This window comes from Pseudomonas sp. ATCC PTA-122608 (assembly GCF_001952855.1).
Lineage (GTDB): Bacteria > Pseudomonadota > Gammaproteobacteria > Pseudomonadales > Pseudomonadaceae > Aquipseudomonas.
Window position 1 is genome coordinate 364,356 of record NZ_LPNO01000035.1, and the last position, 21,124, is coordinate 385,479.

The 21,124-nt window shown below is 57.8% G+C and carries 20 protein-coding genes and 1 pseudogene; 9 read left to right on the forward strand and 12 right to left on the reverse strand.

Translation table 11 applies throughout. The features are described from left to right. Positions 1-152: 152 nt before the first annotated feature. The 5 genes from AU074_RS24850 to AU074_RS24870 form a co-directional block, all read right to left on the reverse strand. On the reverse strand, positions 153-623 hold the full coding sequence (locus AU074_RS24850; RefSeq protein ID WP_076016960.1) for an Lrp/AsnC family transcriptional regulator: 471 nt from the start codon (positions 621-623) through the stop codon (positions 153-155). A 25-nt stretch (positions 624-648) separates the two neighbouring features. Further along, positions 649-1,956: an FAD-binding oxidoreductase gene (locus AU074_RS24855; RefSeq protein ID WP_076016961.1), complete on the reverse strand. Its 1,308-nt coding sequence runs from the start codon at positions 1,954-1,956 to the stop codon at positions 649-651. An 81-nt stretch (positions 1,957-2,037) separates the two neighbouring features. Further along, the gene (locus AU074_RS24860) at positions 2,038-2,868 is read right to left on the reverse strand and encodes a transporter substrate-binding domain-containing protein (protein ID WP_076016962.1); all 831 of its coding nucleotides are present in this window, start codon (positions 2,866-2,868) and stop codon (positions 2,038-2,040) included. Between the two features lie 65 nt (positions 2,869-2,933). Further along, positions 2,934-3,698, reverse strand: coding sequence for an amino acid ABC transporter ATP-binding protein (locus AU074_RS24865; protein WP_063031104.1), 765 nt, complete (start codon positions 3,696-3,698; stop codon positions 2,934-2,936). Positions 3,699-3,713: 15 nt separating this feature from the next. After that, on the reverse strand, positions 3,714-4,679 hold the full coding sequence (locus tag AU074_RS24870) for an amino acid ABC transporter permease (RefSeq protein ID WP_076016963.1): 966 nt from the start codon (positions 4,677-4,679) through the stop codon (positions 3,714-3,716). A gap of 215 nt (positions 4,680-4,894) precedes the next feature. On the opposite strand from AU074_RS24870, the gene AU074_RS24875 reads away from it, so the two are divergent. From AU074_RS24875 to AU074_RS24910, 8 genes are all read left to right on the forward strand, one after another. Then, the gene (locus tag AU074_RS24875) at positions 4,895-5,308 is read left to right on the forward strand and encodes a VOC family protein (RefSeq protein ID WP_076017143.1); all 414 of its coding nucleotides are present in this window, start codon (positions 4,895-4,897) and stop codon (positions 5,306-5,308) included. 119 nt (positions 5,309-5,427) lie between these two features. Continuing rightward, positions 5,428-6,639 carry a DUF1444 family protein gene (locus tag AU074_RS24880; protein WP_256576958.1) on the forward strand — a complete coding sequence of 404 codons (1,212 nt, stop codon included), beginning with the start codon at positions 5,428-5,430 and terminating at the stop codon, positions 6,637-6,639. 282 nt (positions 6,640-6,921) lie between these two features. Beyond that, positions 6,922-8,979, forward strand: a complete 2,058-nt coding sequence (locus AU074_RS24885; protein WP_076016965.1) for a methyl-accepting chemotaxis protein — start codon at positions 6,922-6,924, stop codon at positions 8,977-8,979. A 60-nt stretch (positions 8,980-9,039) separates the two neighbouring features. Next, positions 9,040-9,873, forward strand: coding sequence for a suppressor of fused domain protein (locus AU074_RS24890; RefSeq protein WP_076016966.1), 834 nt, complete (start codon positions 9,040-9,042; stop codon positions 9,871-9,873). 46 nt (positions 9,874-9,919) lie between these two features. After that, positions 9,920-10,288 (forward strand): SMI1/KNR4 family protein, encoded by a 369-nt coding sequence (locus AU074_RS24895; RefSeq protein ID WP_076016967.1) that lies wholly within the window; start codon positions 9,920-9,922, stop codon positions 10,286-10,288. An 82-nt stretch (positions 10,289-10,370) separates the two neighbouring features. Next, on the forward strand, positions 10,371-11,276 hold the full coding sequence (gene gcvA, locus AU074_RS24900; protein WP_076016968.1) for a transcriptional regulator GcvA: 906 nt from the start codon (positions 10,371-10,373) through the stop codon (positions 11,274-11,276). Positions 11,277-11,351: 75 nt separating this feature from the next. Next, the gene (locus AU074_RS24905; RefSeq protein WP_076016969.1) at positions 11,352-12,179 is read left to right on the forward strand and encodes a DMT family transporter; all 828 of its coding nucleotides are present in this window, start codon (positions 11,352-11,354) and stop codon (positions 12,177-12,179) included. 43 nt (positions 12,180-12,222) lie between these two features. Further along, positions 12,223-12,984: an SDR family oxidoreductase gene (locus tag AU074_RS24910; protein ID WP_076016970.1), complete on the forward strand. Its 762-nt coding sequence runs from the start codon at positions 12,223-12,225 to the stop codon at positions 12,982-12,984. 61 nt (positions 12,985-13,045) lie between these two features. Here the strand turns inward: AU074_RS24910 and tkt are convergent, their stop codons facing one another. Beyond that, positions 13,046-15,106: a transketolase gene (gene tkt, locus AU074_RS24915; protein WP_076016971.1), complete on the reverse strand. Its 2,061-nt coding sequence runs from the start codon at positions 15,104-15,106 to the stop codon at positions 13,046-13,048. Between the two features lie 189 nt (positions 15,107-15,295). Here tkt and AU074_RS24920 point away from each other — a divergent pair, with 189 nt between their 5' ends. Then, positions 15,296-15,517, forward strand: a complete 222-nt coding sequence (locus tag AU074_RS24920) for a DUF465 domain-containing protein (RefSeq protein WP_076017144.1) — start codon at positions 15,296-15,298, stop codon at positions 15,515-15,517. 74 nt (positions 15,518-15,591) lie between these two features. Here the strand turns inward: AU074_RS24920 and solA are convergent, their stop codons facing one another. The 6 genes and pseudogenes from solA to AU074_RS24945 all read right to left on the reverse strand — a co-directional run bounded on the left by solA (position 15,592) and on the right by AU074_RS24945 (position 21,004). Beyond that, the gene (gene solA / locus AU074_RS24925) at positions 15,592-16,749 is read right to left on the reverse strand and encodes an N-methyl-L-tryptophan oxidase (protein ID WP_076016972.1); all 1,158 of its coding nucleotides are present in this window, start codon (positions 16,747-16,749) and stop codon (positions 15,592-15,594) included. Between the two features lie 39 nt (positions 16,750-16,788). Continuing rightward, the gene (locus AU074_RS34635) at positions 16,789-17,040 is read right to left on the reverse strand and encodes a hypothetical protein (protein ID WP_256576959.1); all 252 of its coding nucleotides are present in this window, start codon (positions 17,038-17,040) and stop codon (positions 16,789-16,791) included. A 188-nt stretch (positions 17,041-17,228) separates the two neighbouring features. Next, positions 17,229-17,720: pseudogene (locus AU074_RS34980) on the reverse strand (EamA family transporter); the annotation flags it as partial. Then, positions 17,665-18,528 (reverse strand): methyltransferase, encoded by an 864-nt coding sequence (locus tag AU074_RS24935; RefSeq protein WP_076016974.1) that lies wholly within the window; start codon positions 18,526-18,528, stop codon positions 17,665-17,667. The pseudogene AU074_RS34980 and the gene AU074_RS24935, both read right to left, overlap by 56 nt. 2 nt (positions 18,529-18,530) lie before the next feature. Further along, positions 18,531-19,334, reverse strand: a complete 804-nt coding sequence (locus tag AU074_RS24940) for a pyrroline-5-carboxylate reductase (protein ID WP_076016975.1) — start codon at positions 19,332-19,334, stop codon at positions 18,531-18,533. A 302-nt stretch (positions 19,335-19,636) separates the two neighbouring features. Further along, positions 19,637-21,004, reverse strand: a complete 1,368-nt coding sequence (locus AU074_RS24945; protein WP_076016976.1) for a VOC family protein — start codon at positions 21,002-21,004, stop codon at positions 19,637-19,639. Between the last annotated feature and the right edge of the window lie 120 nt (positions 21,005-21,124).

Sequence of the window (21,124 nt, forward strand, 5' to 3'; positions counted from 1 at the left end):
GCCCGGCAACTGGCATGGGTGTCAGGCTTGAGATTAATTAACCAAGTTATTGCTTGTTATATTGAGGCGGGGCGGATTGTTTTGCAAGAAGTGCCTTGTCAGGTGGTTGAGCCACTATTGGAGCCGAAGAGTTTCCCAAGGCTGGCAGCACGTCACACCGTCAATTTCCGGCTGAACTTGGTTTCCATCACGATATGGGACGCGGTGTGCGCCACCCCTTTGATCATGTTGATCCGGGTTAGCTCGGCGTTGAGTTCGCTGAGGGTGGCGGTAGCGAGATGAATGATGAAGTCCGACTCGCCCGAGACCGCATACACGGCTTGCACCGCGTCCATCTTGCGCAGGGACGTCATGACATCGGTGTAACTCTTGTTGGTGCAGGAGGTCATGGTGAAGCAGGTAACCGTCTGCTGCAGCCGGTCCTGGTCGATGCGCACGCTGTACCCGGTGATGACGCCGGCCTTTTCCAGACGGGTAATCCGTTCCTGCACCGCAGAGCGTGAGACCCCGAGTTTGCGGGCGAGTGACGCGGTGGGCTCGCGTGCGTTGGCCTGAAGGAGGCCGAGCAATTGCCGGTCCTTGTCGGTCAGGTTAAACAATGGGCCGGGATTCTGCGTATCCATGGACACTTCCTTGACCTTGCTCGGGTCATTTTTGATGAGTCGCCCTGCGCTGCGAACGCCTTTCCTGAAACATGTCCATCATCTTCAGGCCGGCGTAAACCGTTTGTGCGGCCGCAGGGCCCAGCGGGCCGCCGTTCCATTCCAGGCCATAGGCATCGAACAGACGGTAGCGATCGGTTTCGCCGCAGATTGCCTCGGCGATGACGCGTCCACCGATCGGCGCGGTGTTCATACCATGGCCACCAAATGATGTACATGTCCACAATCCCTGCCCGAGCGGGCCAATGTGCGGCATCTTGTGCCGCGCATAGCCCATCAGCCCGGACCAGGCTTTGTCGATCCTGATGCCGCGCAACTGCGGATAAACGTCGAGGATGTCTTGGGTCAGCAACTGCCCCAGGCGTTTTTCATCCTGCAGGTTCCGGGTGGTTATACGCCCGCCCCAGAGCAGGCGGTCGCCCTCGACGACGCGGTAATAATCCGAGGCCCGGCGGTTATCGCCCACGGCATCGGTGGTACGCACCGCCTCCGCCAGGCGATCACCCAGAGGCTCGGTCAGCACCGCATAGGTCGCGATCGGCAGGAAGGCGCGGCGTAATTTGCCGAACTCCGGCCCGCCATAGCCGCCGCAGCAATACACTACATGGGCGCAATCCACAGTGCCTTGATCGGTTGCGACCCGGTGTCGCCCGTTGCGACTCTCGACGCTGATCATGGGCGACCGTTCATGGATTTTCCCGCCGCTGCCCTCGATCAGCCGGGCCAGGCCGAGGCAATAGTTCAACGGGTGGAAGTGAAAGCCATGGCTGTCGCGCAGGGCCTGGAAATACCGCTCGGTCTTGAGCTTTTCGCGCACCGCCTGGCGATCCAGGTACTCGAGGTGAAAGTCGAAATCCGCCGCCATTTTGTCGCGCATGCGCTGCAGGTTATCGCCATCGTCGTAGCGAACCACGCTGAGTTTTCCGGGGGTGGGCGTGCAGCCGGGCAATTGATGACCGGCGATCATGTCGCGAACAATATCGACGCCTTCAAGGGACAGTTTGAACAGCGCGGCGGCGGTGGGTTTACCGCAGCGCTGCTCGATAGAGGACAACCCTTCGGACCAGCCCTGAAGCACAAAGCCCCCGTTACGCCCCGACGCGCCCCAGGCAACACGTCCCGCGTCCAGCAGCACCACGGACTGTCCGCGTGAGACCAGCTCCCACGCGGTGCTCAGCCCTGCCAGCCCGGCGCCGATGACGCATACATCGGCCTGGGCATTTCCACACAGCACCTCACGTTCAGTCGTGTCGCGCATCGTGGCGGTGTAGTAATTGTTGTTGTAGGTGTACATGAAGTCCGTCGTCCTTTTTTCGCGGCGCAGGCGTACCGCGCGCCACGTCGAGGACGGGCGCCTGGTAGGCCAATGCTTGTTTTATTGCACTTGGGTGAGGTCGGCGCCGTACCATTTTTCAGACAGCTGCTTCAGCGTGCCATCGGCTTTCATGTCGGTGACGATCTTGGTCAGCGCGCTGTTGAACGCCTCATCCCCCTTGTCTACGGCGATGGCCAGGGGTTCGTAGTAGGCCGGCTTGCCTTCGACTCTGACGACGGGATAGCCATTCTTGATGGCCGCGACGATGGTTGGAAGCGCAGACAAGGTAGCGTCCAGGCGAACCCCGTTACCCATGCGCAGATCATCCAGCGGGCCCATGCTGTCGCCGTAGGTGCGAACCTCGCCGGGTGTGACGTCATAGGTAAATGGCGGCACATCGGCGGCGTCGATCTTGAGGCGACGATTGATATAGTCCTCCGACGTCGTGCCGGCTTCGACGCCGATAATCTTGCCGTTCAGGTCCGCCAACTTCGTCCCCGAGGCGTCCTTGTGCACGGCGAATACATACGGCGTGTAGTAGTAGATCGCGGGAAAATCGAGCACTCGGGTGCGCTCGGTGGTCGGCGTCATGGAGCCCACCGACAAGTCCCAGCGATTCGACCAGCGCCCGGCAGTGATGATCCCGTACTCGGGCGTCACGAAGTCGACTTTGCTGCCCAGACGTTTGCCGATTTCGCTGGCGACATCGATATCAAAGCCTTGCAGCTTATTGTCCGGCCCCAGGAACGATTGCGGTGGCCAGTTGGCCGAAGTGGCCACTTTGAGCACTTTGGTTTCATGGATGCGGTCGAGGGTTGAACCCGCCCAGGCGGTGCCTGTGAGGGCGGTGGCGACAGCGGCTGCTGCGACGAAGCGAGTGAGCGAGATCATGGGTAAGCCTCCAGATATCGTGAATGCGGATTTTTGTTGTTTTGGTCGATGTCCGACGATGCTTCTCAGTGGCTGAGAATCTGCGACAGAAACTCCCGGGCACGCTCGTGCTGCGGGTTGTCAAAAAACTCGGTGGGTTTGGCTTGCTCGATGATGCAACCCTGGTCCATGAAGATGATCCGGTCGGCCACCCGCCGGGCGAACCCCATCTCGTGGGTGACGCAGACCATGGTGATGCCGTCCTGAGCCAACTCGCCCATCACATCCAGCACCTCCTTGACCATTTCGGGGTCAAGGGCGGACGTGGGCTCGTCGAACAGCATGATGCGCGGGCGCATGCACAGGGCGCGGGCGATGGCCACGCGCTGCTGCTGGCCGCCCGAAAGCTGGCTGGGGTATTTGTCGGCCTGGTCCCCGATGCGCACCCGGTCCAGGTATTCATGGGCCAGTTCGCGCGCCTGGGGCTCGCTGAGCTTGCTCACCAGGCGCGGCCCCACCATGAGGTTTTCCAGCACCGTCATGTGCGGGAACAGGTTGAACTGTTGAAACACCATGCCTACCTGGCGGCGTATGCCGGCCACGCAGGCGGCATCACGGGTCAACTCGGTCCCTTCGATAAACACGTGGCCTTTCTGGAAGTCCTCCAACAGATTCAGGCAGCGAATCAACGTGGATTTTCCGGAACCCGACGGCCCGCACACCACCACGATTTCACCGCTGGCAATGTGCAGGTCGATGCCCTTGAGCACATAAAAATCGCCATACCATTTGTGCATGTCCTGGATCGATATCGCAGGGTATGGAGCAGGGACTACGGAGGGCTGATTCATCGTCATGCTCCTGATTCAGCGATGGGCGCGATTGAAGTGCTTTTCCAGGCGGGCCTGAACGGTTTCCAGCACGATCGACAGCAACCAATACAGCACGGCGGCGGTGATCAGCATTTCCAGGTGACGGAACTCGGCGCGACCCTGGGTTCGCGCCAGGAACATCAGCTCCCAGACCCCGATCACCGACACCAGCGAACTGTCCTTGAGCATCGAGATGAACTGATTGCCCGTCGGCGGAATGATCAGGCGCATGGACTGCGGCAGAATCACCCGGGTCATGGTCTGGAACGGATTCAGGCCAATCGCCCGCGAAGCTTCCCACTGGCCCCGCGAGATACTGCTGATCCCTGCGCGGAAGATCTCCGTCATGTAGGCGCCATAACACAGCGAAAGCGCCAGGATCCCTGCCGGAACGGCCCCGACGACATAACCGAGTTGAGGGATGCCGAGGTAAATCAGGTAGATCTGGATCAGCAGCGGAACACCGCGAAAAAACGAGGTGTAGAAGCTGGCAATCGCAATCGCGAAGCCGTTGGACGACAAGCGCGCGGTGGCGCCCAACAAGGCCAGCACGAACGCAATCGCAATCGAAATCGCCGACACGTAGACGGTGGTGAACACCCCTTGGGTAATCATGAAGCCGATTTTGGTCGCGATGAAACTGTAGGAAAGGTTGAAGGTGTCGAAGAACAACAGGAACAGCACCAGCAACTCGCACCACACCGTAATGATCTGTGCGCGCAAGGGAAACCGGCCAAGGATGAACAGGTTCAGCACCACCGTGAGGGTAAACGTCCCGCCCACCGCAATGTCACGCGCCAGCGGGGCCGACAGGTCGAGAACGATGGGGCCCATCAAGTGGGCAAGGCGGCCTTCGCCCACGCCGCACGCCAGCGTGATGATGAAAATCACCACGGCAACCGCGCCCATGAATACGGCGCTGTCCGTCATGCGGGTCTTGACGATATGGTCTTTGTACATGGCTTACGCGCCCCGGGGTGAGCCCCTTTATTGTTGTAGGTTCATTATGGGTTGGCGAAATGCCGGGCGGCACCCTGCGGATTGTTGGGAATTGCGGTTTTTAAGGGCGGATGAGGGGAGGGGAGCCGTACATCTGCTGGGCGAGGTCATAAGGCTTTCGCCAGCAATCATTTCGCGCCAGACTCATGGGCATTCATCGCCCCAGTGTAGCCACCATGATTTCCCATGTGTTTTTAGGTACAGGTGATTTTGATCGAGCCTTCGCTTTCTATTCCAAGCTGATGGCTGAATTGGGCCTCACGTTGAAATTCTGTGATGCGGCAAAACCGTGGGCTGGCTGGGTTTCCAAAACTGCACCTCGACCAATTTTCGTCATCGGCGCGCCGTTTGATGGCAACCCCATTGCACCGGGGAATGGGCAGATGGTGGCGCTACTTGCGCCCAGTCGGGAGGCGGTCGATAGAAGCCATTCGACAGCGCTGGCGCTCGGCGGGGTTTGTGAGGGAGAGCCTGGATTAAGGCCTCACTATCACCCCGACTATTACGGGGCGTATTTTCGGGATATGGATGGCAACAAGCTGTGTGTGTGCTGCCATGATCCAGAAGCAAGTGAGTTGGGGCATGGGTGATCGGGTGTGACCAACCAGCCTTAATCATCAACAAAGTGTTCATGCCAGGCGTCTTCACTTAACATCAGGGTCTATTCGCATTCATGCATTCATGGAGGATCCTGCGCATGTTCGGCCCCTTGCTCGACAAACTCTTCAATCGGCCCGTGACCGAAGAGGGCTTCGCCCAACTGTTCATCAAGGCCGCACGCGATGCAGGCTTTAGCGGCCCCCTTGACTACCGGCCAAGTGAGTTTCGTCTTTTGCACGACAATGGTGCGTACTTCAACCTCCACAACGCCTTTCGTGACTATCAGAGCGCCGACAAAGCCCACAAGCCCTCCGTGTTGAACGGCTACGTTTCGACGTTGATCAACGCCAAGCAAACCGCGCCGCAGACCTTTGAGCGCGTGAGACCCTTGTTGCGCCCGGTGATTCGAAATCTCGCGATGCTGGAAGAGGTGCGCCTGCACCAAGCGCGCACCCTAGGCTGGGACGCGCCTTATTCAACGGTTTATCAACCACTGGGTAGAGACTGTGTGACCTTGCTTGCAGTCGACTATCCCGAGTCCACGTCTACCCTGACGAAGGGGCCGCAGGAGGACTGGGGGTTGACCATGGACGAAGCCCTGGCGATTGCCGTGGATAATCTGCGCGAAGCCACCCCGGATGCGTTCGAAGAAATCGAACCCGGGGTGTACACCGGTCGCTGGAATGACGGATATGACACCAGCCGGGTACTGCTGCCGGACGTGCTGCAGCGTGCTCCGATCAAAGGCTTGCCGGTGTTCATGATCCCGACCCGTGACGTACTGTTGGTGACGGGCGACAGAGACGAGCAGGGCATTCGCAATATGGTTGAGGTCTGCTTCAAGGCGATTGAAAGCGGGCGGGTGGTTTCCAGCCAGGTTTATACCTACCAGGATCAACAGGTCGTGCCCTTTATCTCCGGGGACGCCGTCGTTGAAACACGGCTGGCGAGCCTGGAACAGTTACTGCTGCTCGGCGCTTACCATGACCAGAAAGAACTGCTCGACACGATCCATACCGAGCAACAAAACGATGTGTTCGTCGCCACCTACCAGCTGTTTGAGCTGGCCGGGGGCAACGGCAAGGCATTTTCGGTGTGCAGTTGGACCAAAACCGTTGACACCCTGCTTCCAAAAACGGATCGGGTCGCGCTTGTTGAAATTCAGGATGACGGGAGCGCGAATGTCCATGTCGTGGAATGGGACGAGCTTAAGTCCAAATTGGGCGAACTGCTGACGCCGGTCAGTGTGTACCCGCCTCTGTATCGCACGGTTGGCTTTCCGACCGAACAGCAATTGAGCCAGTTGACCGTGTTGAGCTGACGCCGCTTGTTTATGGCGGGTCTTGCGGCCTGCCATTGATTCACTCGGTCACGGCTTTCAGCTCGCCTCACGGTTACAGTTTCGTCCTGGACACTGAGTGCTTTCGCCCCATTTTCGCGCACGGCACTCCAGTTTCTGAGCAGCGCCCCGCCTATCTTGCGGCCTGTCCGCAGCGGTCCGTTTCTTGCTTGAGCCAGCTTAATCAATGACATGGCATTTTGCCGTCAGTCATTTCAAAGCTTGATTCGCGGTTGATGCGAGTGGTTCTAGGAGTCGTAGGACATGCAAAGTATTTTGTCGCCAGGAATCCGCCTGCTCGGGCGTTTCGGATTCGCGCGCAAGTTCCAGATCCTGTTTTTTCTGTTCATGCTCCCCCTGGCGGGCAGCTTGTGGATGATCGCGCAGGAGTACCGCACTAAGCAGACGGTGATTTCCAATGAGCAATCCGGTGTGCGCGAACTGTTGGCCCTGGATGCCCTGGACGCCCAGCTGACCGCCCAGCGCAACCTGGCCGCACGCTGGAAAGCCGCCGACATCCTCCACGATCAGACGCCCGCCGCCAAAGCCGCAATGACCGCGGTCGACACCAATTTCCCGCTGATCCTGCAAAGCGTGCAGGCCCTGGGCGAGGCCCTGAAAGCCCAGAATGCCAGCGCTGATACCCTCGCACGCTTCGAAGCACTAAAAGCTTCGGTCACCGGCATGGACTCCCAAGCCCTGCGCACCGTGGGGTGGTGGCCGGACGGCTACGACCGCTTCACGTCTGCACTGAGCGCGATGCAAACCCTGCGCGAGCAGATCACCATGGACACCGGTTTGATTCTCGACCCGTGGCTCGAAACCTATTTGCTGATGCAGATTTCCACCCAGCAGACCCCCGACCTTATCGAGCGTATCGGGCGCATGGCGAGCGTCGGGCAGTCGTCCATCGCATCGGGCCAGTTCACCCTGCAAAGCCGTTTGCAGATGCGTGATTTGCGCGGGCGTATCGGCGATGCCAGGGACCAGTTGGTCAAGGCTGCCGCGTCCCTCAAGGCCAAGCAATACCCTGGGCTGCAACCCTGGATCGCGCAATACGACGACAGCGTGCAACTGTTGGACCGCGAGCTGAAAGCCCTGGACGAGGGCGTGTTCGGCGGCACCATCAAGCTCGATACCAGCGGCTTTGAACGCAGTGTCGACGGCATGCTCGGTACCCTGGGCGCGTTGCGTAGCCAATCGCTGACCTCGCTGGACGCGCGCCTGGGTTACTACCGAAACAGCTCGCTCAAGCAATTCATCCCGGTGGCGGTGACGTTCAGCGTGCTGGCGTTGGCGGCCCTGTACTTGTTCGTGTGCTTGCAGGCTTCGATCCGCCGCAGCGCCAGCGGCATCACTACGCTTGCTGAATCCCTGCGTGACGGCAATCTGTGTGTGGAGGTGGCGGTGGAAGGGCGTGACGAACTGGCCGCCATCAGTACTGCGCTCAACGTCGCCGTGATGCAGTTGCGCACCAGCCTGTTGGGAGTGAACCACGAGACGCAGCAGCTCGGCTCTGCGGTGCTGACGCTCAATTCGCAATCGGGCAGCACGCTCACCGAAGTGGAAGACCAGCAACAGCAAATCAGCCAGATTGCCGCTGCCGCCACGCAGTTGGCCGCGACCTCCATGGGCGTCGCCAGAAGCTGCGAGCAGGCCTCCGGCAGTGCGCAGAAAACCCGGCAGATTGCCGAGGACAGCAGCCGCGACAGCCAACGCACCACCGCCAGTATCCAGCAACTCAACCAGCGCCTGACTGACACCTCCGATGCATTGGAACGCGTCAGCCAGCAGGGCCAGCAGATCCAGTCGGTGGTCGACACCATTCGCGGCATCGCCGAGCAGACCAACCTGCTGGCGCTTAACGCCGCCATCGAGGCCGCACGGGCCGGCGAACAGGGCCGGGGGTTTGCGGTGGTGGCCGATGAAGTGCGCAGCCTGTCCCAACGCACCCAGGCCTCCACGGCGCAGATCGCCGGGACGGTCGACAGCTTGCGTGCGACAGTGAGCCAGGCCGTCACGCTGATGGGCGCGGCGTGTGAGCAGGCGGTAACCGACGCCGAGTCCGTTACGGGCTTGGGTCATCGTCTGGGCGAGATCGCCAGCGCGGTACAAAGCGTCACCGACACCTTGGCGCAGATCGCCACGGCGGTGGAGGAACAGGCGGCGACGGCGGATGAAGTGAGCGGCAATATCCAGCAGGTTGATCAGGCCGCAGGGCGCTTGCTCGATGGCGCGCGGGCGGTGAATCAGGCCGCAGATGTGTTGAGCAAGGGCAGTCGGGCATTGAGCGATAACACCGCGCGGTTCCAGCTGGGTTGAGGGTGTGTTGGCGGGGCAAACTGTGGTATTCAGCACCCTACAGTCCAGCAAGGAACGCAGATGAATTTCTTCAAGAAGCTCTTCGGGGCACGGAACACGCCTGAGCCCCAGCCGCCCGAGCCCGTGGCATCACCCGAAACCGCCGCGCAAAAGCTCAATTACGATGACCTGACCGAAGCAGAAGCGGCGAACCACGCCGCTTGCATGGCCAGTGCGCAATGCCTGGACCGCCATTGGCAATCGGTAGGCACCGTCGAGCGGGACGTGCTCTCGTACATCATCAGCCCGAGTTTCAGCGGTGGGCCTGATTGGCCGTCGACCCGCCAGGCGTACCGGGTGGTTCGCCGGGACCATGCCATCGTGCTCGCCACAGACGGCCTGTCCGACCCTTTCGATGACGCCGAGGGGTTGGGCAATGGCTTCGAAATGGAGCTGTTCCTGGAAACGTCCGATATCCCGGAGCATGCCCGTGGTGTGTTAGGGGAGATTGATCCTTTAAAGCAGAGCTGGGCGTTTGAGCTGATCGAGCACGTCGCAAAAACCGTTGCGAACGCCGGCGGCATTACCCATCAACTGGACCGCCACGGTGTGTTGTCCCTGGAGCTGCCCGGGTTCAGCAAGTCGCACCACATGAGCGATCAACTGCCGCCTCTGTTCGTGACCGAGGACGATGCCACGGGCGTGCTGTTGGGCGGCCCTGATCCGGACTTCCCGACCCGCCTGGACGACATGCCGCTGTCCCCGGTCAGGCTGGTTCCCGTGGTATTGATCACCGCGTCCGAGCTGGAATACGTGCGCACCGGTGGCCGCGAAGCACGGGAAGATTTGGTGAGCCGCTTGAATTCTGCTGGCGTCGGGCACACCAGCAGTCTTCGTCGGGCCAGCGTGGTATGAGGCCGGGAGAAGCGCGCTCCAATTCGACGAGCCAGGGACTTTTTCGATGACCTCCGATCCGTTCCGTATTCCAACCGATGCTGAAATCGAGAAGGCCGCGAGCAACCTGAACTTCCCGTTCCCTGCGGCCTACATCGAGTTCCTCAAGGGCGGCAGCGATGTGGCCAATGCGACGTTCGAACCGGCTGTGATCCTGCCGGGCACGAGCCATCTCGACTTGTTCGAAATCGCCCAGGTCGCCTGGAACCAAATGGGTGTGCCAAAGGAGTGGCTGCCGTTCATTGAAGAAAACGGTGACTACTTCTGCGTGTCGCAGACAGGGCAGGTTCGGTATTGGTCGCACAATGGCCCGACGAATGAGCGCTGGCCGAATTTCTCGGCGTGGTTCCAGCAGGTGTGTTTGGCAGGTGAATAAGCGCGCAGCTTTCGACGGGGGAATGGAATGCTCTATCATGAGTTTTAACTCATAAAGGACTGCCCGTCCGGGAAGCAATGCCATGAGAGACCTGCCGCCTACCTCTACATTGCGCGCCTTTGAGGTTGCCACGCGTCACGCAACCTTCACCTCGGCTTCAGAAGAGCTGCACGTCACTCAAAGTGCCGTCAGCCATCAACTCAAGCACCTCGAAGAACTCTGGGGATTGCAGCTGTTCCAGCGGGGCAAGTCACTCAGCCTGACGCCTGCCGGCGCGGCCCTTGCGCCCATCGTGCGTGAGTTCTTCATGAACCTTGAGGCCACGCTAGCGGACCTGCGGGAGCAAAAGGGCAGGGTCCGGCTCAAGGTCAGTACCACCTATTCCTTCGCGCTGAAATGGCTGCTGCCCCGTCTGCCGAGCCTGGCCCAGCGACACCCGGAAATATTGGTCTCGCTGGACTCCAGTGACAAAGCCATCAACTTTTCCAGAGCGGAGGCTGATGTTGCGATCCGCTTGGGCAATGGAAATTACCCGGCGCTTTACTCGGAGTTCCTGTTCCGCGAGCAGATTTTTCCGGTGGCCAGTCCCGATCTGTTAAAGCGCTTTGGCCGGCCAAACACGCCAGCCGAATTGCTGCGCTATCCCTTGCTGATGCGCGACGGTGCCGACCTGGTGCCGAAGTGGGAAGTGTGGTTCCAGCACGTCGGGCTGGCGATTTCGCCACTCAATGAGAGTGTCAGGTTTCCGGACACCAACATGACGATCGAGGCCGCCTTGCTTGGCCAGGGCATCGCGTTGGCACGCAGTGGGCATGTGGAATCGGAGTTGAGTGATGGCAGTCTGATCAAGCTGTTCGATGTGCCGTTCCCGTCCCCGGTCGCTTATTACTTTGTGTGCCCCAAGGGTCTCGAAACCCGCCCGCACATCGTCAGCTTTCGTGAATGGCTGATGCAGGAGGCCGTAAACGCCGGGCTGGCTTACGAATAAGGCATGAGGATTTGCTCATTCTCAAATGAGGAGACTTCGTTTCAGTTAACGCGCCGGTTTGCTTAGGATTGGCGCATGCCTTATCACATCATTCTCCTGGTCCTGTTCGCCGCCTTACTGCACGCCAGTTGGAATGCGCTGCTGCGTGGCGGAGCCGACCGGCTCTGGTCGATGACGGTGATGTGCCTGGCAGTTGCCATCGCCAGTGGCGCAATCGCCTTGTTCCTGGAGCCGCCCGCGCCGGCCAGCTGGTTTTATGTGGTGCTGTCAGCGGTGCTGCATGTTGGCTACAACCTGTTCCTGGTGCGCAGCTACAAGGTGGGCGACCTGGGCCAAACCTATCCGATTTCACGCGGCTCCTCGCCGGTGCTGATCACCCTTGGCGCCGCGGTGTTTGCCGGGGAGAGCGTTTCGGCCAGCTCGCTGCTGGGCATTGCCCTGGTGTCTGGCGGGATTATTTCACTGGCGTTCAGGGGCCGCCGCCTGGCCGTGCCCAGCCTGCCCTACGCCCTGGGCACCGGGTGTTTCATTGCCGCCTACAGCGTCACCGATGGCATCGGCGCACGCCTGTCCGGTGCCCCGATGGCCTACACGGTCTGGATGTGCGCTCTGTGGGGCGTGTTGATGCCGGCGGTCTATATCGGCCTGCGTGGGGCAAAGAGTTTGTTCAGCGTGCGGCCCGGGTTCTTCACGGCGTTTGGCGGTGGATTGGTGTCGCTCCTGGCGTACGGAATCATCATCTATGCCATGGCCGGTGCGCCGATGGGGGCGGTGTCGGCCCTGCGCGAAACCAGCGTGTTGTTCGCGGCGCTGATTGGCTATTTCTTCCTCGGCGAGGCATTGACGGTGCGCAAGGTGCTGGCGTGTGCAGTGATTGCTACCGGCACCGTGCTCATTGGCTGAGAACAGGTCACGCATTTCCCACCACCACATGAAGGTTTGCTCAATGGATACCGTCTCGCAGGCACCGCTGATTCTGATAACGGGTGGAGGTCGTGGCGTTGGCGCCGCCACCGCGCGGCTGGCTGCCGCACAAGGTTATGACGTGGCGATCAGCTTCGTTTCCGACGAGTCTGCTGCCCTCGCGGTAGTGGCGGATGTAGAAGCAGCGGGGCGCCGGGCGTTGGCCGTGCGTGCAGACAGCGCAGACCCGGAGCAGGTCGTTCAGTTATTTGCGGCGATAGATCGGGCGTTCGGGCGCATTGACGTGCTGGTTAACAATGCCGGAATCAATGCTTTGCAGTCCCGGGTCGAGGACCTGGCGTTCGAGCGCATGCAGCGGATTTTCGCGGTCAACGCGATCGGGCCGATGCTGTGTGCCCAGCAAGCGGTGAAGCGCATGTCGTTTCGTCATGATGGGCGGGGCGGTTCTGTGATCAATATCTCGTCGGCATCCGCCCGGCTTGGCAGCCCCAACGAATACGTCGACTACGCTGCATCGAAAGGCGCGCTTGAGACCTTCACCATCGGGTTTGCCAAGGAAGTTGCCCGGGAGGGAATACGCGTCAACTGCATCCGCCCCGGGCATATCTACACCGACATTCACGCCAGCGGCGGAGAGCCGGGGCGGGTGGACCGCGTCAAGGATTCGATCCCCATGGGGCGCGGCGGTCAGCCTGAGGAAGTGGCCCGGGCGATCCTGTGGTTGGCAGGCGCCGAGGCATCCTTCATCACCGGCACGTTCCTGGATGTCACCGGCGGCAAATGAGCAGCAGGGCGTGGCACCGAGGCTTCCTTCGGTAGGCCACGCCAGGCATGCTTGCGCACGGTCAGCTGTTGAGTTTGATCTGCTCCTTCGCCAGCTTCACCACATTCTCCAGGGTAAAACCGAACTGGGCCTGCAACTTGGCCAACGGCGCCGATGCGCCAAAGCTGTTCATCACCACCTTGGCCCCGGTCTGCCCGACGTAGCGGTCCCAACCCAACGGGCCCGCCTGTTCCACCACCAGGCGTGCCTTCACCGTTGGCGGTAGCACGCTGTCGCGGTAGGCCTGGTCCTGTTCTTCGAACAGTTCCCAGCTCGGCATCGACACCACTTGCGCCGCCACGCCTTCAGACTTCAGTTGCTCATAGGCATCCACGGCCAGGCTGACTTCACTGCCGGTGGCCATCAGGATCACCTGTGGCTTCTCGGCGCCGGCCAGCACATAAGCACCACGGGACGTGCCCGAGGCTGCGGCGTATTTCGTGCGATCCAGGGTCGGCAGATTCTGCCGCGACAGCACCACGCAGGTCGGCCGGTGGGTCTGGGCCAGGGCGATCTTCCAGGCCTCCAGGGTTTCATTTGCGTCGCCTGGGCGCAGGGTCAACAAGCCCGGGGTGGCCCGCAGTTGGGTCAGGTGTTCGATGGGCTGGTGAGTGGGACCGTCTTCGCCGACACCAATCGAGTCATGGGTAAACACGAAAACCACCGGCAACTCCATGATTGCCGCGAGGCGAATCGGCGGCTTCATGTAGTCGCTGAACACCAGGAAAGTCGAGGTATACGGCCGCAGGTACGACAGCGCCATGCCGTTGGCAATCGCGCCCATCGCATGTTCACGAATACCGAAGTGCAGGTTGCGCCCGCCGTAGTTCTCGGCGCTGAAGCGCCCGGCGTCGTCGAACGTCAGGTTGGTCTTGGTGGACGGCGACAAGTCTGCCGAGCCTCCCAGCAGCCACGGGATCTGTTTCGCAAACGCATTCAACACCTCGCCACCGGCGGCACGGCTGGCGACGCCCTTGGCATCCGTGGCAAAGTTCGGCAGTTGCTCCTGCCAATGCTCGGGCATCTCGCCGGCACGCATGCGGCGCAGCTCATCGGCCAGTTCCGGCTCGTACCGTTCCAGATGGGACAGGGTTTCAGTCCATTGCTCATACAGCGGCTTGCTGCGTTTAAGCAGCGCATCCCGCAGGACCGTGCGCGCTTCATCCGGTACCAGGAAGCTTGAGTCTTCAGGCCAGCCGTAAGCGGCTTTGGTCAGGCGGATCTCTTTTTCGCCCAAGGGCTCGCCATGGGCCGACGCGGTGTTGTGCTTGTGAGGCGAGCCATAGCCGATCACGCTGTCGACCACGATCAGCGTCGGTGCCCCGGTGTTTTTCTGGAACGTGCTCAGGGCGTCGCTCAGGGCCAGCAGGTTGTTCGCATCGGTGACGTGCAAGGTGTGCCAGCCATAGGCCTGGAAACGCTTGATCACGTCTTCGCTGAAGGCCAGTTCGGTATGACCTTCGATGCTGATGGTGTTGTTATCGTAGATCCAGCACAGGTTATCCAGCTTCAAGTGCCCGGCGATGGACGCGGCCTCGCTGCTGATACCTTCCATCATGTCGCCGTCGCCGCACAGGGTGTAGACGTTGTAGTCGAACAGCACCTGGTCGTCACGGTTGAAACGCTTGGCCAGCCAACGCTCGGCCATCGCCATGCCGACGCTGTTGGCGCAACCCTGACCCAGAGGCCCGGTGGTGGTTTCTACCCCCGTGGTCATGCGGTATTCAGGGTGGCCAGGAGTTTTTGAGCTCATCTGCCGGAACTGCTTGATGTCGTCCAGGCTGATGGCCGGCTGGCCGGAGCGCTTGCCGTGGGCGTCAATCTCCACCACGCCCGCCAGGTGCAACAGCGAATACAACAGCATCGAGGCATGGCCCACCGACAACACGAAACGGTCACGGTTAGGCCAGTCGGGGTGCTCGGGGTGATACCGCAGGAATCGGCTCCACAAGGTGTAACCGACGGGCGCCAGGCCCATGGGCGTACCGGGGTGGCCGGAGTTGGCCTTCTGCACGGCGTCCATGGCGAGGGTACGAAGGGTGTTGATGCACTGGGTGTCGACAGCGTTGGCAGCGTGATTCATGGAACCTGTTCTCCATCGGGTGACGATCTACAGTGGAGGGCAGGGTGGACCAAAGGTTTTATGAAATCGTCTGCCCAGCGACGAACGGGGACGCAAACGCGGCAGGTTGATCTCAAACATGACAAGAGCCCATCGGATGGGCTAGCTTCAAGGGGCATTCAGTCATTGATCAACTTGCGGAGGTACTCCATGCCAGTGAAACACGACCTGTATCAGGACTTGGGTTTGAGCAAGGAAGCTGTCGACGGGCGCAGAGCCAAGGACCCTCATTTGAACGCGCTGTTTGATAGATATAAAACTGTCGATGAGCTGGTGCTTAGCGCTGAGAAGGCCGCAGGCAGCGATGATGAGCTGAAGAAATTGAAGGAGAAGCGCTTGTTGGTTAAAGATGAGATCGCCAAGCTTTTGTGATCAGCGACACGCCTTAAGCGAAGGTCTCGAGCGAGCAACCGCTCGCTCGACACATATATAAGTTTAAGCGAGAGCTAATGATCCTCAAATCTTGACGGAGAAAAAGCCGAAATAGAAATCTTCGTCTGGCTCCCGCATGCCAAGTTTGCTAATGCGTCGCCTATAGCCGGTGCAAATTTGAATCCATGCCCTGAGCACGCAGATGCGAAATACACTGAGCTCAGCCTCGTGGAAGGGCCTAGTAGAAAAGACTCATCATGGCTCACTGTGTAGAAGCAGTTCCTCGCTCGCACCCGCGAACAATCAAGGTTAGGAAATATTGCTGCTACAGCAGCAGAAATTTCTTCAATAGATTTTGGCGATACAGGGACCGTCTTCCAGGCAGGAATAGAGGGGTTTTGTTGCCGGTTGTGAAAACCGATTTTTACGCCAGGTTCACTGCTGTTTATCGACGGAACGCCGTAAAGCAGTCCTCCATCCGGGAGTTCGTAAAGGAATACTGGAAAATTTTTATGAGAGAAAAGGTGTTCCGAACCGTTCTTCGGGGTGAACCAGTAAACAGGTACTTGGCGCGGTTCCAGGTAAGTCTTGAGTTCCGGCATCAGGTGATCGGCGATCCATGGCCCTGTGGTAATAATTACCGCCCCAGCGGTGTAGGTGTGACCATTTCTGGTCCTCAAGCGCACTCCTGATTCCAAGTTCTCAAGGGTGGTGACGCTTTCGCCGAACAACGTTACTGCGCCCTGACGAACTGCTTCATTCAACATACCGAGTCTCGCGTCGCTCGCAGATATGGCATAGGCGCCGGGCTCATAAACGGCTCGCATCTCATCAGGGGCGTTATATGCTGGAAGATTGTGCCGGATTTTCGATGTGTTCCAGAGCTCGTGCTCTATTCCTCCTTTCCGGGCGGTTTCAATGCTCCCTGCTACTACACGGCTCGACTCGGGTCCGATGAATACGCCTCCCGTGGGAAAGAGAAGCTGCCTATCTCCGTATAGGTCAAGCTCACGCCACAGATCGTCCGCTCGGTTCAATAAGGGAAGGTATTTTTCACCTTCCCAGTATGCTCTGCGAAAAATTCTTGATCCGCCATGGGATGATCCATAGCAATGTGTAGGGCCGGCCGCTTCAATTCCCAACACTCTTTTACAGTTTGGTGCCAATCTCCAAAGCGTAGCTGCGCCAACAATTCCGAGGCCGATTACCACAACGTCATAGTTGTTTTTCATTTGGTCAGCCTCTCTGGTCGAATTAAGCTGATTATTAGTTCATAAAGCAGTAGGAGTGCTAGTGCGCCTATCGTCGCGACGAATAAAATCAAGGAGTTTGTGGATATTGATTGTTTGTAAAATAGCAAAGCGACTGTTAGTTGGGTGGTTGGTAGTACGAACTGAAAAAATCCCATCATGGATAGTGGTATTTTTCTTGTCGCTGATGAGAACATTATAAGAGGTACAATCGATACTGCGCCAGCCAGCCAGATTATAAAGCTTGATTGAGTTGATAGTTCGTTTGGCCACGCGGGTGTCCAGTCATATATCATAATAATGAAAATTAGACATGTGCTCAAAAACGCAGTTTCGATAAATAATCCGTTTATTGCGTTTAAAGGTGTCGTTTTTTTAAAGCAGGTGTATGCTCCCCAGGTCGTGGCAATTACTATGTATGTCCAATGGTTGAGTTCGTCGCTGTAGAGGATAAGTAGTGCGGACGAGCAGAGCGCTATTATGATAGATAATACCTGCGTCTTTCGGAGGGTTTCTCGATAACAAAAGACACCTATGGCGATTGATACGAGCGGAGCAAGCAGGTAGCCAAATCCGCTTTCTAAGATGTAACCGTTTACAGAGGCCCATATGAATGCTGTCCAGTTGGCAGCCACTAATAAGGAGGCTATACATTGTGAGGCTAGTGCTTCTATTTTGGTTTTTCTAATTTCATATAGGCCTTCCTTCAAATAAACAATAAGTGACAATAAGACTAGTGAAAGTATAATTCGATAAGCTACAAGTGTTTGAGGTGATACGTCGCTTAGCTCGCGCCAGTAAAGAGAAGATGCGCCTAAAAGAATGTTGGCTCCTATGCCCAAACAGATTGCCATCGCATGGTTCTCAGACTGGCGTGATGGGTGACTTATCATTTTTTCATACTTTACGATGAAAGAATTCGACAATTTCATACGACCAGTAGATATTCCCATGCTGATCTGTGGAGTAAGCTGCTAAGTCTTTTTTTCGCCAATTTTCAAATTCATCCTTCAAGGCATGGCTCATCATCCGCCATTGGGCTGAATAGTAAAGTAAAGGGAATGTATGTCGTTCTATTAGCTTATAGCTCAGCGGTGGAACACCCTGATGCTTTTCGTGATATCTTTTTAATATGTCGCGTATGCCTACTAGTGAGTTCAGCCCTATAATGGCTCGTCCCGTTTTGCTGAGATGTGCGGGGAGCTCATCAAGAAAGCGAGTAACTACTTCGTCACCATAAAACATCGCGCGTGTAGGGATTTGTCCTTGTTGTTTTATACTTCTCAATTCATCAAGCAGGGAGTTGGAAGGTGTCCGCCATCCCGGCGGATTGAAGAGGATTGTGTGAAATCTATCCTTCGGTATGCTTTCGAATAGATCGCTCACATGGAAAGATATTTTCTCATCTGTGAAGTTTATTGATTCATGGGTTTTCGCTTGTTTAATTGAGCTTTTAGATATGTCGGTAGCTGTAACGTGTTCATTGCCCAGCTTTCTCATTAGAAGTGCGTGTATGCCACTTCCTGTCCCCATATCCAGAAAGCTACTGTTCAGTGTCAAGTGATCTGATGTGCGGACTAAATAGCTGCCCAGTCTTAATCCTGCGAGACTTACATTGAAAATCTGAGGGGTATGAATTAGTTCTAAGCTTTGCCCTAGGCCGAAGTAAGTTTCATACGTTTCATCTTGGTTGTGCGAATAGCATGAATCACCTACTGAGTTTGGCCATCCAGGGGCGCCATGATCGATTAGTCCCAGCATGTCTATCTCCCTTCGCCTAATAACTTCGCGCGTTGGCTAGCCTGCTTTAGGCCATCAACAATGATTGTGTTCATTTGATGCTCATCAAAAAATTGGATTGCCCGCTCTGTGGTGCCTTTAGCAGTCATCACTTTTTTACACAGATCCAAAGGTAGATCCGCGCTTTCAACCAATAAGGCACTAGTACCTCGGAGGAGTTGATTAACGATCTGATGCGCACTATTTTCGTTGAAGCCAGAAAAGATAGCGTATTCACGTAGTGAATTGGCAAAGTAGGCAACGTAAGCGGGGCCTCCGCCGACTAATGCTGTCGCGCTATCGAAGAGTTCTTCTTCCGCGAGCAGAAATTTACCTATCCCGGAGAATAGACGTTGAGCGATCTCGCGATTTTCTTTACTAAGGTTCGGTGCATAGCAAAGCACTGTAATGCCTTCGGCCACTGCGCAAGGGATGTTTGGCATGGCTCGACAAAGTTGTGTTGCGCTCAAGGTTTTGTGTAGTTCGAATAATTTTATTCCCGCCATCACGGAAATAATTAGTCCTGAATGGTTTTGAACTGAATTGCAGGTTTTCGAAAATTCTGAAAATGCCTGGGGCGGGATGGCGAGTATTAAAGTTTCATAACCTGTTAGTTTCGGAATTTTTTCATGTGCGTTTATCCCTGCACGTACAAGATTGCTTCGAAGGAGCCTGTTAGACTCGATGATGAGTATAGAAGTTTCAAGATTTGATTGTTTCAATCCAAGGAATATGGCTATGCCCATATGCCCGGCTCCGACGATGACGATATTATGTGTTACTGTCATAAAACCTCCAACTTCTCAGGCGCTTTGCGCTTTGCGTTGTTTTGGTCTTGAACAGTTTCAGCATCGTATCAATGTGGGTTTATATCAAACCATAGGCTTCCTAAATCGGCGTAGTCCCTTTCCGTTCATTTTGAAGTAGGTCGTGCGAAAGCAATTACCGTCGTTGCATTGCATTTCCACATTTGTTCAGAATTGCCTGAAAGACAGCGGCACCGCCGCTGCCTATCATGCCAACCGTTCGCCCGGCACTGGGGCTCTTAGACGGCGCATGGAATGCGCTGTGGCCGGGCGAACTCTCTCTTTCAAGCCAGCAGCGCGCGGGTGCATTCGTCAATCGAGCGCTGCTGGGTTTCTCCGTATAACTTCAGCTCATCAATCGTCTGGCGGCCCAGGGCTTTTTCAAACTCGGCCTGGTTGGAGTTGGCCGCGTAGTGACTCTGCGCTGCATCCCCCAGGTTCGACTGGAAAATCCCCGCCGCACTCACCGGCAGAAAATCCTCGTACACCAGCGGTTCTACGTCCACGTGGCCGGCGCCGATCAGTTCGTCCAGGGTTTTAACCTTGTCCTGGGCGGCCAAACCTTTCTCGGTCACGAAATAGCGGAAGTACGCCAGCTCCTGCTCACGCATCTCGCGGTGATTGTCGGGAAACGCCTGGAAGTGTTGTTCCATCAATTCGGTGTAGCGCCCGGCATTGGCCTCATTCGGAAACGCGCCCAATTCATCCCGTGCAGCATTCAGCAGTTGGTCATACAGCGCACGGCCTTTGGGCGTCAGCGCTACACCGCGTTGTTCGATCTCACCAAAGCGCGCGCTGTGGCTGCCCTTGGCGTCGGTAAAGGCAATCGCCTCGTCGAGGGCCTTGAAGCTGGTTTGGCGCAGCAGGATCGGGCACTGGCGGCGGGGCGGGCCTTCGATCACGGCCTTGGGGGTAATGCCTTTGCCGGGCATCGCGGCCTGCACCTGGTCGATGTCCAGGGTGCGCGGCGTCAGGTGGTTGATGTGCGGGCCCTTGAAGGCCACCACGTCGGCGATCAGCCGGTGCTGGTCGCTCAGTTGCTGGTATTGCGCGGCGGTGACGGTGGCGGTGTGGTGCCAGCGGAAGGTTTCCAGAGCTTGCTGGATAAACGCTTCGGCGTGGGTGGCGTCGAGGCCGCCGTCGGCTTCCGCCTGTTGGATCAGCTCAAGGGCGCGCGGCGTGAAGATCGAGCGTTTGGCCAGGGCTGACTCGGCGAATGCGCGCAGTTCAGGATTTTCGATCAGTTCCAGACGCAGCAGGGAAGTGAACACCCGGAACGGGCTGGTTTGCAGCGCGCTTTCATGCACGGCGCGAAAGGCAGTGGAGTGCACCGGCACTCCGGCGGGCGTGAGGTCGTAATACCCCACCGGCTGCATGCCCATCACCGCGAACAGGCGGCTGATGGTCGCTAACTCTTCAGCGGTGCCCAGGCGGATGGCGCCGTGGCGCTCCATGTCCAAGCGCTGGATTTCCCCGGTGCGCTGCAGTTGGTGCGCCAGCCCGACGTCGGTGTTGAGCACGCTGGCATTGGTCTCGGCTACCAGTTCCATCAGCGCGCCATACAACGGCACTTCATCGCGGTACATGTCGGACATGGCTTTGGAGAAGCCTTTGCGAATGTCGTCAGGGCTGACATGGCGGGCGGTGGGCATAGAAAAATTCCTGGCGGCTGTCGAGGTGAACTACATGGTTGCCTGATTTTGTTGGGCCCGCCATGGCCTTGCAAACGAAGATTCCTCTGGACTTCATTCTGCAAATGAATGAGCTGGATG

Excerpts from the sequence above, each read along its gene's own strand:
- AU074_RS24905 (WP_076016969.1), top strand. The coding sequence starts at position 11,352 with ATGCCTTATCACATCATTCTCCTGGTCCTGTTCGCCGCCTTACTGCAC.
- AU074_RS24895 (WP_076016967.1), top strand. The coding sequence starts at position 9,920 with ATGACCTCCGATCCGTTCCGTATTCCAACCGATGCTGAAATCGAGAAG.
- AU074_RS24855 (WP_076016961.1), bottom strand. The coding sequence starts at position 1,956 with ATGTACACCTACAACAACAATTACTACACCGCCACGATGCGCGACACG.
- AU074_RS24945 (WP_076016976.1), bottom strand. The coding sequence starts at position 21,004 with ATGCCCACCGCCCGCCATGTCAGCCCTGACGACATTCGCAAAGGCTTC.
- AU074_RS24920 (WP_076017144.1), top strand. The coding sequence starts at position 15,296 with ATGCCAGTGAAACACGACCTGTATCAGGACTTGGGTTTGAGCAAGGAA.
- AU074_RS24940 (WP_076016975.1), bottom strand. The coding sequence starts at position 19,334 with ATGACAGTAACACATAATATCGTCATCGTCGGAGCCGGGCATATGGGC.
- AU074_RS24910 (WP_076016970.1), top strand. The coding sequence starts at position 12,223 with ATGGATACCGTCTCGCAGGCACCGCTGATTCTGATAACGGGTGGAGGT.
- gcvA (WP_076016968.1), top strand. The coding sequence starts at position 10,371 with ATGAGAGACCTGCCGCCTACCTCTACATTGCGCGCCTTTGAGGTTGCC.
- AU074_RS24850 (WP_076016960.1), bottom strand. The coding sequence starts at position 623 with ATGGATACGCAGAATCCCGGCCCATTGTTTAACCTGACCGACAAGGAC.
- AU074_RS24890 (WP_076016966.1), top strand. The coding sequence starts at position 9,040 with ATGAATTTCTTCAAGAAGCTCTTCGGGGCACGGAACACGCCTGAGCCC.
- AU074_RS24865 (WP_063031104.1), bottom strand. The coding sequence starts at position 3,698 with ATGAATCAGCCCTCCGTAGTCCCTGCTCCATACCCTGCGATATCGATC.
- AU074_RS24860 (WP_076016962.1), bottom strand. The coding sequence starts at position 2,868 with ATGATCTCGCTCACTCGCTTCGTCGCAGCAGCCGCTGTCGCCACCGCC.
- AU074_RS24870 (WP_076016963.1), bottom strand. The coding sequence starts at position 4,679 with ATGTACAAAGACCATATCGTCAAGACCCGCATGACGGACAGCGCCGTA.
- tkt (WP_076016971.1), bottom strand. The coding sequence starts at position 15,106 with ATGAATCACGCTGCCAACGCTGTCGACACCCAGTGCATCAACACCCTT.
- AU074_RS24875 (WP_076017143.1), top strand. The coding sequence starts at position 4,895 with ATGATTTCCCATGTGTTTTTAGGTACAGGTGATTTTGATCGAGCCTTC.
- solA (WP_076016972.1), bottom strand. The coding sequence starts at position 16,749 with ATGAAAAACAACTATGACGTTGTGGTAATCGGCCTCGGAATTGTTGGC.
- AU074_RS24935 (WP_076016974.1), bottom strand. The coding sequence starts at position 18,528 with ATGCTGGGACTAATCGATCATGGCGCCCCTGGATGGCCAAACTCAGTA.
- AU074_RS24885 (WP_076016965.1), top strand. The coding sequence starts at position 6,922 with ATGCAAAGTATTTTGTCGCCAGGAATCCGCCTGCTCGGGCGTTTCGGA.